The following is a 15,270-nucleotide window of genomic DNA, read 5'->3' as shown; positions in this document are numbered from 1 at the left end:
CGAAGACTCTGCTAACATCGCACCATGGGCTGGGCTGCAAGAACCGGAATAACCGTCGCAATCGCGGCTCTTGGCGCATTCGCGGCGCAGGATGCGCGCGCCGCGAATGGCGCCTATGCGGTCGATGCCGCCGACATTTCCGATGTCGGCTCCTGCAAGGTGGAAAGTTGGCTGTCGGCGGCTTCCAACACGGATTTTTCGGCGGTCGCCAATCCCTCCTGTGTCGTCGATCCCTTCAGGCCGATCGAGCTGAGCCTGCAGACCATCCGGGCCCGGAGCGGCGGCGACTGGAGCACGACAATCGCGCCAAAAGCCAAGACGAATTTCGTCCCGACCGGAATCGGCCGGTGGGGATTGTCGGCCTATGGCGGAGGATCGTTCGACGCGGCGACCGGCGAGGCGCTAGCCGCCTTTGCCGTCATCCCCGCGACCTTCCGCCTGTCGGAGACCATGCGCATCAACGTCAACGGCGGCTGGCTCTGGGATCGGACGGTGGATCGCCATTACCTGACCTACGGCATCGGCTTCGATTGGAAATTCACCGACACGCTGCAATGGACGATCGAGGCGTACGGGCAGGCCGGCGCCGCCGAGGTCGCAAGCATCGTGCAGCCGCGTTTCCAGACCGGTGTCCGCTACCGACCGAACGAGATATTCTCCGTCGATCTGATCTACGGCCGCAACATCACCGGCGAAAATGCCAACTGGATCACCATCGGGACCACGATCCGGTTTCCGGTCCATGGAAGCGAACCCGAACATCGGCGCACCGGGCATCTGTGAGCGCCAGGAAGACCAAGACCAGGGGAGTTTGCGTTGCCTGACTATGTCAAGATCGAGAAGGGCCTCGGGCCGGAGGGACGGATTGCGGTGGTGCGGTTCGACCGCGGCGACGGCATCAATGCGCTATCGCCAGAGGCTTTACGCCAGCTCACCGCGGCCGCGCGCAGTTTTGAGGATGACGCCGCAACCTCTGCCGTGGTGCTGACAGGCAGCGCGGCTGCGTTCAGCGCCGGCTTCGACCTCAAGGATGCCGAAGGCCGCGCGCGCAAGGACATGGACCTCGGCACGCTGCGGCGGCATCTCAAGCTCGGACCGCGCCTGACCCACGCCTGGCAGGAGATGGAGCAGATCACGATCGCCGCCATCGAGGGGTTTTGCGTCGGCGGCGGCGTGGCGCTGGCCGTCGCGCTCGACTTCCGCGTCATGGGACGCGATGCCCATCTGCGCGTGCCCGAGATCGGGCTCGGCATGAACATGAGCTGGCAGAGCATTCCGCGCATGCTGCATCTGATCGGCCCGGCGCGCACCAAGCAGGCGGTGATCCTGGCCGATCAGCGCATCAGCGCGGATGAAGCCTATGAGTGGGGCCTGGTCGAGCAGGTGGTCGATCCCGGCCATGCGTTCGATGCCGCGATGGAGCTTGCGCGCAAGGTGGCCGCGCAGCCGCCGCTCTCCGTTGCCATGACGAAACTCACGGTCAACCGGCTGGCGCATGCGCTGGATAATCTCGCCAGCCACATGGACGTCGACCAGTTCGCCCTGGCAAGCCTTAGCGAGGACCATAAGGAGGGCGTCGAGGCGTTCCTGACGCGACGCAAACCGAAGTTCAGAGGGCGGTAGAAGCCGGCCAGGCATTGATTGCGCCGCCGACTATCCGTATACGCGGCGCTGGGACAAAATAGGCCCGATCAACGGGCCGGCAGACGACAATGACGATCGAGGGGGAGGGCCCATGACCACTGGCACGCAGGCACCCGAGGCGAAAGGGTTTCGCTGGAAGCTGATCGCGCCGCTCGCGGTATGGCTGCTGATCTATCTGTGGCCGGTGCCCGCAGGGCTCAACGCCAATCAGTGGCACTATTTTGCGATCTTCGCGGCCGTCATCACCGGGCTCATCCTGGAATCGATGCCGGTCGGCGCGGTCGGCCTGATCGGGCTGACGGTTGCCGGCGTCGGCGGTTATATCGATCCCGATCCGACCAAATCGCTGCGCTGGATGCTGGCGGGCTTTGCCGAGAGCACGGTGTGGCTGATCGTCGGCGCCTTCGTGTTCTCGATCGGGTACCGCAAGAGCCAGCTGGGCCGGCGTATTGCGCTCGTGTTGGTGCAAAAGCTCGGCACCAACACGCTAGGTCTCGGCTATGCGGTGGCGATGTCGGACTTCTTGCTGGCGCCGGCGACACCGTCCAACACCGCGCGCAGCGGCGGCATCGTCTATCCCATCATCAGCAACATCCCGCGCATCTACGGCTCCGAGCCAGGACCGACTGCCGGCAAGATCGGCACCTACGTGATGTGGACCGCGTTCGCGTCGACCGCCGTCACCAGCTCATTGTTCTTCACCGCGCTGGCGCCCAATGCAGCGGCGCTCGCCATCGCCAAGAAGACCGCCGGAATCGACGTCAGCTGGGCGCAGTGGTTCATCGGCTTTGCGCCGCTCGGCCTGCTCCTGATGGTGCTGGTCCCGCTGCTCAGCTACGCGGTCTGCCGCCCCGAGGTGAAGAGCAGCCCGGAAATTTCCGAATGGGCATCGAAGGAGCTCGCGGAGATGGGCCCGATGTCGCGCAATGAATGGATCATGCTGGCGCTGATCTTGCTCGCGATGTTCCTGTGGATCGCGGGCTCGAGCCCGGACATCCGCGTGCCGCTTCTGGGCTCGAATTTCGTCAACGCCACCACCGTCGTGTTCATCGTGATCTCGCTGATGCTGGTGACGGGCGTGATCGAGTTTGCCGACATCGTCGCCGAGAAGGGCGCCTGGGAGGTGTTCTTCTATTTCACCTCGCTGCTGACGCTGGCCTCGGGCCTCAACGAGATCGGCTTCATCAAATGGTTCGCGACCGAATACGCAAAGCCGCTCGCCGGGCTGTCGCCGTCGACCGCAATGCTCCTGCTGGTCGCGCTGTTCTTCTGGATCCACTATTTCTTCTCGAGCATCACCTCGCATGCCGCCGCCGTGCTGCCCGTGGTGCTCGCGGTCGGATCCGGCATCCCCGACCTACCAGTCACGACGCTCGCCATGCTCTGCATGTATTCGCTCGGCCTGATGGGGGTGATCTCGCCTTACGCGACCGGGCCGGCGCCGATGTATTTCGGGAGCGGCTATATCGGCAAGGGTCAGTTCTGGGGTTTTGGGCTGATCTTTGGGATGCTCTATTTCGCGGGGCTCCTGCTGATCGTATGGCCCTGGTTGCAGGTCCACTGAGTCGGGCGGGAGGCAATGCGGCGGCAGATGAATTTTCTTCAGCGGGAAGACATTTGAAAAACTTCGTCCAACTCCCCGCAAATATCTGACATTGCCAGAGCGACCCGAAAGGGCGATTGTGCGTGCTGCGGTGCAGCGCGCTCCAGCCGAGTCCTCATCGCGGTTTCACTCTCCGTCGCTTGATGCGACCGTTCCCGGATGCCCAGGGGCAAGGGAACTATTGTGCATGAAGGCCGCCTCCATGAACGTCCACCCGTCGCTCGCGATCGGACAGCCGATCGAAAAGTTTGACGCGATCTCAGCTCACGCGATCTCACCTGCCGCGACTGCGTCCGACGCGATGGTCCGCTTCGAAGGCATCTCGAAAACCTATCCGGCCTATCGCGGCAAGCCCGGCGTCAATGCCCTGCAAAACATCGACTTCGCCATCCCGCGCGGTTCGATCACCGGAATCATCGGCCGCTCCGGCGCCGGCAAATCGAGCCTGGTCCGGCTCATCAACGGCCTGGAGAGGCCGACCACGGGCCGCGTCGTCGTCGATAACAGAGATATCTCGGCGCTCTCGGGCCGCGACTTGCGGCTGGCGCAGCGCTCGATCGGCATGATCTTCCAGCATTTCAATCTGCTGTCCTCCCGCACCGCTGCCGCCAACATCGCGCTGCCGCTGGAGATCGCCGGCTGGGCCAAGGCCGATATCCGCGCGCGCGTGGCCGAGCTGCTTGCGCTGGTGGGCATCGCAGACAAGCACGATCGCTACCCGTCAGAACTCTCCGGCGGCCAGAAGCAGCGCGTCGGCATTGCCCGTGCGCTCGCGACGCGGCCGAGCGTGCTGCTGTCGGATGAGGCGACCTCGGCGCTCGATCCGCAGACCACGCGGGCGATCCTCGATCTGCTCGCGAACATCAACCGCGAGCTGGGCGTGACCATCGTACTGATCACCCATGAGATGTCCGTGGTGCGCCAACTTGCGGGGGATGTCGTGGTGCTCGATGCCGGCCGCGTCGTCGAGAGCGGCCATGTCGCCAACATCTTCACCTACCCCAAGCATCCGATCACGCAATCCTTCCTGGCCGAAGTAATCGGAGACAGCCTGCCGGTGTCGCTGGCGAGCCGGATCGTTTCGGAGCAGCCTCCGGCCGGACAGGCCGTGATCCGCGTCAAGGTGCGCGGGGCAGGGGCCGGCGACACGATGGTGGCGCGGCTGGCGCGCGAGCTCGGCCTCGACGTGTCGCTGCTGTCGGCCCGCATCGACGAGATCGGCGGCCAGCATGTGGGCTCGCTGACGCTTGGTATCCCTCTCGGCATGTCCGGCGGCGAGGACGCGACGACGCGCACGCTGGCCTGGCTTTCACAATATCAATTCCCCGCGGAGCGTCTCGGCTATGTCGCCTGAACTCATCAACCTGATCATCCAGGCGACCGGCGAGAGCCTGTACATGGTCGGGCTCGCCGCGCTGATCGGCACCGCCTTCGGCCTGCCGCTCGGCGTCTTTCTCGCGACCAGCCGGAAAGGCGAGCTGTTCGCGGCGCCCATCGTCAATCGCGTGCTCGGTGCCGTCGTCAACGCGACGCGATCCACGCCTTTCATCATCCTGGTCGTCGCCATTATCCCGTTCACGCGGTTGGTGGCCGGCACCTCGATCGGATCGACGGCCGCGATCGTACCGTTGACGATCGCATCGGCGCCGTTCATCGCGCGCCTGGTCGAGGCCGCGATCCGCGAGGTCGATGGCGGCCTGATCGAGACGGCGTCCTCGTTCGGGGCCTCGCCGATGCAGATCGTGCTCAAGGTGCTGATCCCCGAAGCGCTGCCGGGTCTTCTGCTGGCGCTGACGCTCGCGGTTGTCAGCCTGCTCGGCTATTCCGCCATGGTCGGCGCCGTCGGAGGCGGAGGCCTGGGCGATCTCGGCATCCGCTACGGCTATCAGCGCTTCATGCCGGAGATGATGCTGGCCGTCGTCGTGGTGCTGATCGCGCTGGTGCAGCTCGTGCAGAGCGCCGGCGATTATCTCGCGCGCCGGGTTAATCGCCGGCTGCGACATCGCTGACGCCGTTTAAGACATTTCGAACAAGCAGGTTCTTGTCGGTCTGGAAGCATTCCAAACTTCGAGACACGACTGAGTGCATTCGTCGCACGCGTTGCGCACGCGTCTGGAGAAATTCTAACGCAGTTCCTATCGCACTCCGAAATCGCCTGCGTTAGGGCGAGGCATCAAAAACGATACCGGCGAAGCCGGCAGTGCGTGGGGCCTCGACAAACGTGACCGATTTCCAACTTGCTTCGCGTGCCGACACGCGTCGTCGACAGATACAGACTCTCTTCCTCGGAGCGGCCAGCACATTTGCTCTCGTCGTTCCCTTCGGTGCCGTGGAGGCGCAAACGCAGATCCCCGCCGTCACCGTCGAAGCCCCGGCTCAGCGCGCCCGGCCTGCAGCGGTCGCCTCAACGCGACAGTCAGCGGCGACACGCACCGCGCGCGCCAATCGTCGCTCTCCGTCGCAGCAAGCTGCGCCAACCCAGTCGGCATCCTCGAACGACGCCACCGGTGAACGCTCCAATGGTCCGGTGCGCGGTTTCGTTGCGACGCGCAGCGGCACCGCGACCAAGACGGATACGCCGCTGATCGAAACCCCGCAGTCCGTCTCCGTCGTCACGACCGACCAGGTCAGGAACCAGGGCGCGGTCTCGATCGGCGAGGCGTTGCGCTACACCGCCGGCGTCAGCGGCGACGTCAACGGCGGCTCGGACACGCGCTTCGGCGCCCTCCAGATCCGCGGCTTCGACACCACCATGTCGGGCCTCTATGTCGACGGTTTGCGGATTCCCTCCAGCAATTACGTGCACTTCAACGGCCTCGATCCCTATGGCGCCGAGCGTCTCGAGGTTCTCAAGGGCCCATCCTCGGCGATGTATGGCGGCAGCGGCACCGGCGGCATCCTCAACTACGTGACCAAGCTGCCGACGGCCCAGCAGTTCGGCGAGGTCTCGATCTCGGGCGGCAGCTTCAACCGCTATCAGGGCCAGTTCGACATGGGCGGTCCCGCCAACAAGGACGGCACCGTGCTGTGGCGCCTGACCGGCGTGGTGCGCGACGGCGAAACCCAGGTCGACTTCACCAAGGACAACCGCGTCTTCGTCGCGCCCGCCGTCACGTTCAAGCCGAACGATGACACCACCATCACGATCCTCGCCAACTACCAGCGCGACCGGGCAGGGTGGGGCCTCCAGTTCTTGCCGGCCTCGGGCACGGTGTGGCCAAACAACGGCCGCACCATCCCGGTCTCGTTCTTCGGGCGTGCCGAGCTTCAACGCGTTCAACACCGAGATCGCGACCGCCGGCTACCAGCTCTCGCACAATTTCACCGACAACATCACATTCCGGCAGAATTTGCGCTACGCCTACCAGCACAACGAGGAGAAGGTGTTTTTCGGCGGAGGCTATACCGACGAGGCCGCGGGACAGCTCGCCCGTTTCGGCAGCTACAGCAACTCCTACATCGACTCCTTCGCCGTGGACAACCAGCTCCAGGGCAAATTCACCACCGGCTTCCTCAGCCACACCACGCTGGTCGGGATCGACTATCGCAACACCAGATTCCGCGACACCGCCTTTGGCGTCACGACGTCCGCGCCCGAGATCAACGTCTTCAGCCCGGTCTACAGCTACGACTGGACCATGGGCGCCATGAGCGACGACACCGGGGTCAAGCAGTCGCAGGTCGGCCTCTACGCGCAGGACCAGATCAAGCTCGGCCGGCTCTCGTTCCAGCTCGGTGGCCGCCAGGATTTTGTAACGACGCAGGTCGGCAGCGGCATCTTCAATACGTCGGTCGCGAAGGATGCGTCGGCCTTCACCGGCCGCGCCGCAATGATGTACAATTTCGACAACGGCATCGCGCCCTATTTCAGCTACTCGGAATCGTTCCTGCCGGTGCTCGCGACCGGCCCGAGCGGACAGCTGCTCAATCCCGAGACCGGCGTGCTACGAGGTGGGCGTCAAGTACCAGCCGCTCGGATGGAACGCGCTGTTCACCTTCGCCGCCTTCGACCTGACGCGCGACAACGTCGTCACCTTTGCGCCTCCGCTCAACATTGCCGAGCAGACCGGTCAAGTGAAATCGCGCGGCCTCGAGCTCGAAGGCACGATGTCGCTCGCCGACGGCTGGAACCTGCGCGCGGCCTATGCCTATGTCGATGCAATCGTCACGCAGGATCCGGTGAATGTCGGCAAGGCGCCGGTCACCGTGCCGCTCAACCGCGCCTCGCTGTGGAACGACTATACGCTTCAGACCGGGCCGCTCGCGGGCCTGCAGTTCGGCGGCGGCGTCCGCTATGTCGGCGCGACCTGGGGCGATGACGCCAATACATTCAAGGTCGGATCCGCGACCGTGCTGGACGCGCTGCTCGCCTACACCAGGGACAATTGGCGCCTGTCGCTGAACGTCACCAATCTCGCCGACACCCGCTACGTCGCCGCCTGTTACAGCCTGTCGGGCTGCTTCTACGCAGAGGGACGCAAGGCCATCGGCAAGCTGACGTATCGGTGGTGAGGTCTAGGACGGTCCGGCAATGGCGGCCGGGCCTGCTTGATGAGAGAAGACGATGAGAGCGATATTCGGCAAGCTGCATCGCTGGGCGGGACTGCTCACGGCCGGATTCCTGTTCTTCTCCGGTATCACCGGGGCGATCATCTCCTGGGATCACGAGATCGACGAGGTCCTGAACAGCCATCTGTTCGACGTCAGCAGCAAGGGCCCGGCCATTCCCTCGATCGATCTCGCCAAGATGATCGAGCAGCGCGATCCCCGCGCGCGCGTTGTCTACCTGTTCATGACGCCGGAGGAGGGCCACTCGCTGTGGTTCTTCGTCATGCCCAGGATCGATCCCGCGACCGGCAAGCGCTATCCGCTCGACTACAATCAGATCTTTCTGGACCCCAATACTGGCGCCGAGCTCGGCCGGCGCTATTGGGGCGCGGTGTGGCCGGTGACGCGCGAAAACTTCGTCTCGTTCCTCTACAAGCTGCACTACACCATGCACATCCCGGAATTCTGGGGCAGCGACCGCTGGGGCATGCGCCTGCTCGGCGTGATCGCCATCATCTGGACCATCGACTGCTTCGTCGGCTTGTATTTGACGCTGCCCTCGCGCCGGCGCGCCCGGGCGGCGCGGGCACCCCAGGTCACGCGCCAGCTCGAACGCGGCTTCTGGGCGCGTTGGGCGCCCGCGTGGACCATCAAGACGTCAGGCAGCGCCTACCGGATCAATTTCGATATCCACCGCGCTTTCAGCCTGTGGACCTGGGGCGTGCTCTTCATCATCGCCTTCACGGCGTTCTCGCTGAACCTCTATTTCGAGGTGTTCTCGCCGCTGATGAAAATGGTGTCGAACTACACGCCGACGCCCTATGAGCAGCGGCCGTATCGCGATCTCGACGACCCCATCGAGCCCAAGGTCAGCTTCGCCGACATCGCCGCGCGCGCGGCGGTCGACGGCAAGGGGCGAGGGTGGACCATCCCGGTCGGCTCGGTCAATCACGGCCCGGCCCACGGCGTCTATGCCGCGGCCTTCTTCCACCCCGGCGACGATCACGGCGCCGGCGGCGTCGGCCCGGCGCAGCTCTATTACGACAGCGAGGACGGTCGTCCGATCGGCGAACGGCTGCCCTGGGTCGGCACCGCCGCCGACATCTTCGTACAGGCGCAATTCCCGCTGCATTCGGGCCGCATCGTCGGGCTGTTCGGCCGCATTCTGATCTCGGTCATGGGGCTGGTGGTGGCGGCGCTCTCGGTCACCGGAATCGTGATCTGGTGGCGCAAGCGCCGCGCCCGTGTCCGCGTGCGGGCGACGGCTGCGATGCGCCCAAGCCGGCAGCAACTGACGCCGGCGGAGTAGGGCGTTCGTCCGGCGCGGATGAACCTTACGGCCCGGCACCGGCACAAAGACTGGAGATCACTCCCCGCCTTTCCGGAAATCGCATGAGATCGCTTGCCTTGCTCTGCCTGCTCGTCTTTGCTACGCCCGCCGATGCGGCCACGCCCGAGCAGCATTATCTCGACCTGCGCGATCGCTACATCGCAAAGTTCTCGAAAGCTGCGGAGAACGACGAGACCTATAAGCAGCACGATGCGGCGCTCAAGGAGTTGACGGGCGTCCTGCGCGGCCTGGTGGGCCCCGTCGTGATCAAGGGACTGCCGGCCGACGGCAAGACGAATGCGGACACGCTCTTCAAGGGCGACTCCGGCTTTGGCCATCTCGACGGCCTCGGCTTCGCCTCCGAAGGCGACAAGATGCAAGCGGTGGCGACCACGACCGGCTTGCTCAGGCACTGGCTTCGCGAGCACCGCGAGGACGGCATGCCGCAGGAGATCGGCGCGGCCTTCAAATCGGACCGCTTCTACTATCAGGCGATCCAGGACTCCGCCTTCGCCAAATACGCCGAACTGCCGATCACGAAGCCCGCGGGAGCGAGCGCGGCCGTCGCCGTGCTGGGCGTGCGCGGCAATGGCGACCTGAAGGGACCGCCGCATGAAATCGACGTCGTCGCGATCCATGGCGACAAGGTCTTCTTTCTCGCCGCAAGCGACGCGGTGAAGACGGCTGAGATCCCGGCCTGCGAAAAGGTCTGGAAGCAGATGATGGCCAAACCCATCGACAAGAAAGACCCCCGCGGCGACATCACCCGCGAAGACAACGCGATGACCGCGTACACGGCGTGCTTCGCCAAGGAGGCACCAAGCCAGAGCTGGTATGCGACGGCGGTCAAGAAAGCGCAGAGCCAGCTGGAGTTGCTGCTCGTGCGCTAGAGCGATCATCCAGTTACCTTCGGGGCTACAACGTTGCGCGCCGCCCTGGCTCAAGAATGCGCAATCGGAAATTGCAGCTTGTCCTGCAGGCGCAACCAAGGCCAAGCAGCGCGAAATCGCCCCAAGCCCGCTCGACGAGGTCGTCGGCCACACTCCGCCCGGATTCGGCGGCGCTCGTGGAACTCGTTCGCGACGAGGGGGTTGCACTGCGGTTGGAACCGAACGGGTAGCACAGTTGAATCGCCGGCAATTCCTGGAAGCCTCGGCATTGACGCCATTGGCGACATTACTACCTGGCGCAGTCTCTGCGGCATCGGCGGCGGAGTTGCCGTTTGGTCCCTCTTATGTCCGCGACCTTGCCCGCAATTTGGCGAGTAAGCCCTTTGCGCCACCAGAGGAAAAGGTCCCGGACGCGCTCAAGGATCTCACCTACGACCAGTACCGGTCAATTCGCTTTCTGCCGGAGCGCGCGGCTTGGCGTAGCGAGAAGCTGCCCTTCGAGGTTCAGTTTTTCCACCGCGGCTTTTTCTATAAGAACAGGGTCGACATTTACGAGGTCGCCGGCGGACGAGCCGTACCGATCAGGTACCGGCGCGACGATTTTGCATTCGGCGACAATATCGGCCAGGTACCGGACGCCGATCTCGGGTTTGCCGGGTTTCGCATTCACGCCCCGATCAATCGCCCCGACTATTACGACGAGGTTTGCGCGTTTCTCGGCGCCAGCTACTTCCGTGCCGTTGCCAAAGGCGAGACGTATGGCCTGTCCGCGCGCGGTCTGTCGATCGATACCGGCGAGAGCAAGGGGGAGGAATTTCCCTTCTTCAAGGCGTTCTGGCTGGAGAAGCCCGCGCCGGGTGCCACATCTGTGGTGGTCCATGCGCTGCTTGACAGCAAGAGCGCTACGGCAAGCTATCGCTTCACGATCAGGCCGGGCGCTCCGACGGTCTTCGACGTGGAGATGTCGCTCTATCCGCGGATCGAGCTGCAGCATGCCGGCCTGGCGCCCATGACAAGCATGTTCTTTTTCGGTCCGAACGACCGACACGATGTCGACGATTTCCGCCCTGCCGTGCACGACTCCGATGGGCTCGCCGTGTTCAACGGAAAGGGCGAGCAACTCTGGCGTCCTCTCAACAATCCGCGCGATCTGCAAGCCAGCACATTCAATGATCTCAATCCTCGCGGCTTCGGCCTGATGCAGCGGGAACGAAACTTCTTTGCCTACGAGGACATCGAATCGCGCTTTGAGCGTCGCCCAAGCCTCTGGGTCGAACCGATCGGAGATTGGGGAGAGGGCAGTGTGGTCCTCTTTGAGATCCCGACCAAGGAGGAAGTTCACGACAACATCGCCGCCTTCTGGCGCCCGAAAACAGCTCTCCAGGCCAAGAGCGAAAACAACTACACCTACCGTCTGCACTGGGGTCCGGACGCGCCGAAGCCCAATTCGCTGGCTCGGTTCACCCGCACAGGCGTTGGCGCGCGGGGCGACGACAGCAAATTGTTCGTGCTCGAAATCGTCGGGGACGGACTGAAGGCGGTCGATCCCAACAAGGTAAGGGGTGCCGTCAGCGCCGACAAATCCGAGATCAAGAACGTCGTCACACAGCCAAACCCGGAAACCGGTGGCTGGCGCCTGAGTTTCCAGTGCGCCGTGAAGGACGCGCCGATCGAGTTGAGGGCGATCTTGATGCAGGGCGAACAGCCGATCTCTGAAGTCTGGGTTTACCGATGGGCGCCCTGACGACCTCGCCCGCGCTCTCGCTTGAGCTTGGCACTCGGTATCTTCCCGACGAAACGCCTCTCCCCATGCAGCCTTGCCGATTGGACCGGACTAACCGTGCCGATCCGGGGCGACTGCGGACCGCCCCTGCCGTTGCAGCGCGACGCCTGTTCATTCTTGGCGGAACGGTCGCGATTACCGCTGCGGGCGCTGTTGAGATGTACGATGTTCTCAAGGTTGGTGGCGTCACGGTCCTCGAAGGCATGGTGTTCGGGCTGTTTCTCGTGCTGCTCGCCTGGATCGCGTTTTCGTTCGTGTCTTCAGTCGCCGGTTTTTTTGTGCTCCTGCGGGGGCGACCGGATGTGCTGCCAATTGACAGCCAGGGTCCGCTGCCCACGATCACCGGCCGAACGGCGATGCTGTTGCCGACCTATAACGAGGATCAGCACCATCTCATGGCGCGACTCCGCGCCATGTACGAGTCGGTCGACGAAACCGGACAGGACCCGTTGTTCGATTGGTTTCTGCTCAGTGACACGACAGATCCGGACATCTGGATTGCCGAGGAGCTTGCGTTTCTGGAACTGCAGCGCAACTGCGGTTCGGGCCATCTCTACTATCGTCACCGATCCGACAACACCGCCCGAAAGTCCGGCAACATCGCCGAATGGGTGAGGCGGTTCGGTGGCGCCTACGACTACATGATCATTCTCGACGCGGACAGTCTGATGAGCGGAGAGACCATCGTGCGGCTGGCGGGCGCGATGGAATCGAACTCGCAAGCCGCGCTGATTCAAACGCTTCCGATCGTCGTCAATGCGCGAACCCTGATTAGCCGGCTTCAGCAGTTCTCGGGTCGTTTGTACGGCCCGCTGATCGCGGCCGGGAACACCTGGTGGCACGCCTCAGAGGGCAACTACTGGGGACATAACGCCATCATCCGGGTGCAGGCTTTTGCGCAAGAGGCGGGCCTGCCCGAGTTGCGCGGGAGGAAGCCTTTCGGCGGCCATATCCTCAGCCACGATTTTGTCGAAGCCGCACTAATGCGACGAGCGGGATGGGGAATTTTCATGGCTCCAGGTATCGGCGGGAGTTTCGAGGAGGTGCCCCCGTCGCTTCTGGATTTCGCGGCGCGCGACCGCCGCTGGTGTCAGGGCAATCTCCAGCATCTTGCCGTTCTACCGGCTCGAGGCCTGCACTGGGTCTCCAGGCTTCACCTGTTGACCGGGATCGGATCCTACCTCACCGCGCCGCTGTGGCTGCTGTTTCTATTGCTCGGAATCCTGACCTCCTTGCAGGCCTATTTCGTCAAGCCGGAGTACTTTCCCAAGGGCTTCTCGTTGTTTCCAACGTGGCCCGCACAGGATCCCGTGCTCGCCGCCTGGGTCTTTGCCGCGACAATGGGGCTGCTCATCGTGCCCAAATTGCTGGCCTACCTCGTTTTGCTCACCAAGCGTGCGGAACGGCAGGCATTCGGCGGCGGATTTCGCGTGCTGCTGGCGGTGGTCGCCGAGAGCCTGCTTGCCGCCTTGATCGCCCCCTCCATGATGATCTTTCAATCCACCGCCGTGGCGGAGATCCTGCTGGGCCGTGACGCGGGCTGGCAAGTGCAACGGCGAAGCGATGGCAGGATCACGCGCGACGAAGTCTATCGCAAGTTCACGGTGCCGACCCTATGCGGTCTGGCCATGGCGGCAAGCGCCTACGCCGTGTCGCTTCCGCTGCTGCTCTGGATGTCACCGGTGATCATCGGCCTGGTTTGCGCCATTCCGATCGGTCTCGTCACCTCGACGGCACCGCGAATGGCGCGCCTGTTTGCAACCCCGGAGGACAATCGCGTGCCGGCGCTGCTGCAGAGGGCGAGAGAGCTTGCCAGCCTGGATCGAATCGAGCCACACGGGGCCCTGATCGAACTTAGACAGAATCCCGCGTTGCTGGGACCGCACATGCAGTCCCTCGAAACGCCGCCGCGCAAATCGGGCCAAATCGACATAGATCTCGCGATCGGCCGGGCCAAGATTGAGCAGAGCGACGATTTCGAGGAAGTCGTCAGCAGCCTCAGCGCACGCGAGACGCTTGCCGTGCTGAAGCACCCACACGCCCTCGAGCAGGTCATGCGCATGCCGCGAGCTACCGCTTCCGCGGAAGTCTAGGTCATGGCGGTGTAGGACAGGGGTTGACGACCCGGCTGGGCTTGGGCCGAGAGCGAGATGTCTGCTGTGCGCGCGGTCCCAGCCTACAGCGAACTGCCACCCAAATTCCAGCCGCGACCACCCTCGCCAAAGATCTCGTAACCCGTCGCCGTCACCGCAACCGTGTCCTCGAGCTTGATGAACCCGCGCTTCGGATGCTTCATCGTGGTCTCGATCGACACCACCATGCCAGTTTCGAGCGGCAGCCGCGCATCCGTGTCGTCGTAGGGGATCGGACCTTTGGCCGTCAGGCGAGGGGCCTCGTGGCTGACGAGGCCCATGCCGTGGGCCAAAAACTCCGTGCAGTCGCGCTGGGTGATCTTCGCGAGCTGCCGCTCGGCCGCGACGTAGATGTCGCCGCCCATGGCGCCCGGCCTGACCGCCGCGAAGGCGGCGCGCTGGACCGCCTCGATCTCGGCCAGACAGTCCTTCAGCTCGGCATCGGGATCGCCGAGCACGGCCATGCGCGCGAGGTCGCCGATATAGCCGTGATAATTGCCGCCGGAATCGAGCGACAGCACGTCACCTTGCTCCCAGCGCTGCGCCGAGGGCGCCCGGTTGTGGCTGTTGCCGCAGGCGAGCAAGCAGTATTCGAAGGTCAGCCCGCGATTGGCTTCGGCGAGCCGCAAGGCGTCCGACAATTGCTGCTTGGTCGTGCCCGGCCCGTGCCCGGCGATCACCGCCAGCATCGAGGCGATCACCAGTTCGGACGCCGTCTTGAGCTTCGCAAGCTCGTCCGCCGACTTCACCGCCCGCAGCCGCTCCAGCACCAGCAGCGCGTCCTTGAGCTCGGCGCCGGGCAGGGCGTCACTGAGCGCCCGGCCCGCATCCATCGGCAGGAACGCCATCTCGACCCCGACCCGCTTCAGGGGCACGCCGGCATCGCGGATCAGGCTTACGGCCCGCGTAATCGCATCGACCGAGCCGTTGGACTCGGTCCGCACCTGCGCCACCCATGGCGGCGCCACGGCGCGCTGATGGGTTTCCAGACGGTGGCCGACATAAACCGCCTTGTCGGGTGCGCCCTTGGGATAGACCAGCACCGGCAGATAGCGGCTGACGCCGAGCGCATCCATGTAGTCGAAGAAGATCGCGCGCTCGGCACCCAGCAGGTACTGCACATTGTGCTTGGAGGTCGCGACCAGGACGTCGAGGCCGGCAGCCTCCATCAGGCGGTCGAGCTTGGCGGCGTCGAATGGAATGGCGCGCGAGCGGTCTGCGCGGGCGACGTTCTCCTGCATGACGAACCTCCCAATGCTGCCGTGGCGACAACCGCTGCGTCGGTTTGCCCGGGGATTTGTTGGCACAAGTTTGATCCGAAAGAGGGGTTCTGGGTAGCT

10 protein-coding genes and 1 pseudogene are annotated in these 15,270 nt (G+C 64.2%); 10 read left to right on the top strand and 1 reads right to left on the bottom strand.

The features are described 5' to 3' along the window. Positions 1-24 precede the first annotated feature (24 nt). The 10 genes and pseudogenes from IVB50_RS17965 (at position 25) to mdoH (ending at position 13,891) form a co-directional block, all read left to right on the top strand. Positions 25-783, top strand: coding sequence for a hypothetical protein (locus IVB50_RS17965; RefSeq protein ID WP_018457835.1), 759 nt, complete (start codon positions 25-27; stop codon positions 781-783). Positions 784-816: 33 nt separating this feature from the next. Further along, a complete protein-coding gene (locus IVB50_RS17960; protein ID WP_018457836.1) occupies positions 817-1,623 on the top strand; it encodes an enoyl-CoA hydratase/isomerase family protein in 807 nt (268 codons plus the stop codon). 112 nt (positions 1,624-1,735) lie between these two features. Beyond that, complete coding sequence (locus IVB50_RS17955; RefSeq protein WP_018457837.1) at positions 1,736-3,208, top strand: DASS family sodium-coupled anion symporter; 1,473 nt, start codon at positions 1,736-1,738, stop codon at positions 3,206-3,208. A gap of 226 nt (positions 3,209-3,434) precedes the next feature. Beyond that, complete coding sequence (locus IVB50_RS17950) at positions 3,435-4,601, top strand: methionine ABC transporter ATP-binding protein (RefSeq protein WP_018457838.1); 1,167 nt, start codon at positions 3,435-3,437, stop codon at positions 4,599-4,601. Next, on the top strand, positions 4,591-5,256 hold the full coding sequence (locus tag IVB50_RS17945) for a methionine ABC transporter permease (RefSeq protein WP_018457839.1): 666 nt from the start codon (positions 4,591-4,593) through the stop codon (positions 5,254-5,256). Before IVB50_RS17950 ends, IVB50_RS17945 begins: the two co-directional genes overlap by 11 nt. A 518-nt stretch (positions 5,257-5,774) precedes the next feature. Beyond that, a pseudogene (locus tag IVB50_RS17940) lies at positions 5,775-7,759 on the top strand (TonB-dependent siderophore receptor). A gap of 52 nt (positions 7,760-7,811) precedes the next feature. After that, a complete protein-coding gene (gene fsrB / locus IVB50_RS17935; RefSeq protein WP_018457842.1) occupies positions 7,812-9,104 on the top strand; it encodes a siderophore utilization protein FsrB in 1,293 nt (430 codons plus the stop codon). Between the two features lie 83 nt (positions 9,105-9,187). Continuing rightward, on the top strand, positions 9,188-10,015 hold the full coding sequence (locus IVB50_RS17930) for a hypothetical protein (protein WP_018457843.1): 828 nt from the start codon (positions 9,188-9,190) through the stop codon (positions 10,013-10,015). A 235-nt stretch (positions 10,016-10,250) separates the two neighbouring features. Further along, positions 10,251-11,759, top strand: coding sequence for a glucan biosynthesis protein G (locus IVB50_RS17925; protein ID WP_026233450.1), 1,509 nt, complete (start codon positions 10,251-10,253; stop codon positions 11,757-11,759). Then, complete coding sequence (gene mdoH, locus IVB50_RS17920) at positions 11,747-13,891, top strand: glucans biosynthesis glucosyltransferase MdoH (RefSeq protein WP_026233451.1); 2,145 nt, start codon at positions 11,747-11,749, stop codon at positions 13,889-13,891. The genes IVB50_RS17925 and mdoH overlap by 13 nt, the downstream gene beginning before the upstream one ends. An 83-nt stretch (positions 13,892-13,974) precedes the next feature. Here mdoH and IVB50_RS17915 read toward each other — a convergent pair whose 3' ends face one another. Beyond that, positions 13,975-15,171, bottom strand: coding sequence for a Xaa-Pro peptidase family protein (locus tag IVB50_RS17915; RefSeq protein ID WP_018457846.1), 1,197 nt, complete (start codon positions 15,169-15,171; stop codon positions 13,975-13,977). Positions 15,172-15,270 lie beyond the last annotated feature (99 nt).

The sequence above is a fragment of the Bradyrhizobium sp. 87 genome, assembly GCF_023073015.1.
Taxonomy (GTDB): Bacteria; Pseudomonadota; Alphaproteobacteria; order Rhizobiales; family Xanthobacteraceae; genus Bradyrhizobium; species Bradyrhizobium canariense_D.
Note: the sequence above shows the minus strand (reverse complement) of the source record. Positions and strands in the feature narration are given on the sequence as shown.

Bases quoted from the DNA above. Each gene is read 5' to 3' on its own strand.
- IVB50_RS17965 (WP_018457835.1), top strand. From the start codon at position 25: ATGGGCTGGGCTGCAAGAACCGGAATAACCGTCGCAATCGCGGCTCTT.
- IVB50_RS17955 (WP_018457837.1), top strand. From the start codon at position 1,736: ATGACCACTGGCACGCAGGCACCCGAGGCGAAAGGGTTTCGCTGGAAG.
- IVB50_RS17950 (WP_018457838.1), top strand. From the start codon at position 3,435: ATGAAGGCCGCCTCCATGAACGTCCACCCGTCGCTCGCGATCGGACAG.
- IVB50_RS17945 (WP_018457839.1), top strand. From the start codon at position 4,591: ATGTCGCCTGAACTCATCAACCTGATCATCCAGGCGACCGGCGAGAGC.
- fsrB (WP_018457842.1), top strand. From the start codon at position 7,812: ATGAGAGCGATATTCGGCAAGCTGCATCGCTGGGCGGGACTGCTCACG.
- IVB50_RS17930 (WP_018457843.1), top strand. From the start codon at position 9,188: ATGAGATCGCTTGCCTTGCTCTGCCTGCTCGTCTTTGCTACGCCCGCC.
- mdoH (WP_026233451.1), top strand. From the start codon at position 11,747: ATGGGCGCCCTGACGACCTCGCCCGCGCTCTCGCTTGAGCTTGGCACT.
- IVB50_RS17915 (WP_018457846.1), bottom strand. From the start codon at position 15,171: ATGCAGGAGAACGTCGCCCGCGCAGACCGCTCGCGCGCCATTCCATTC.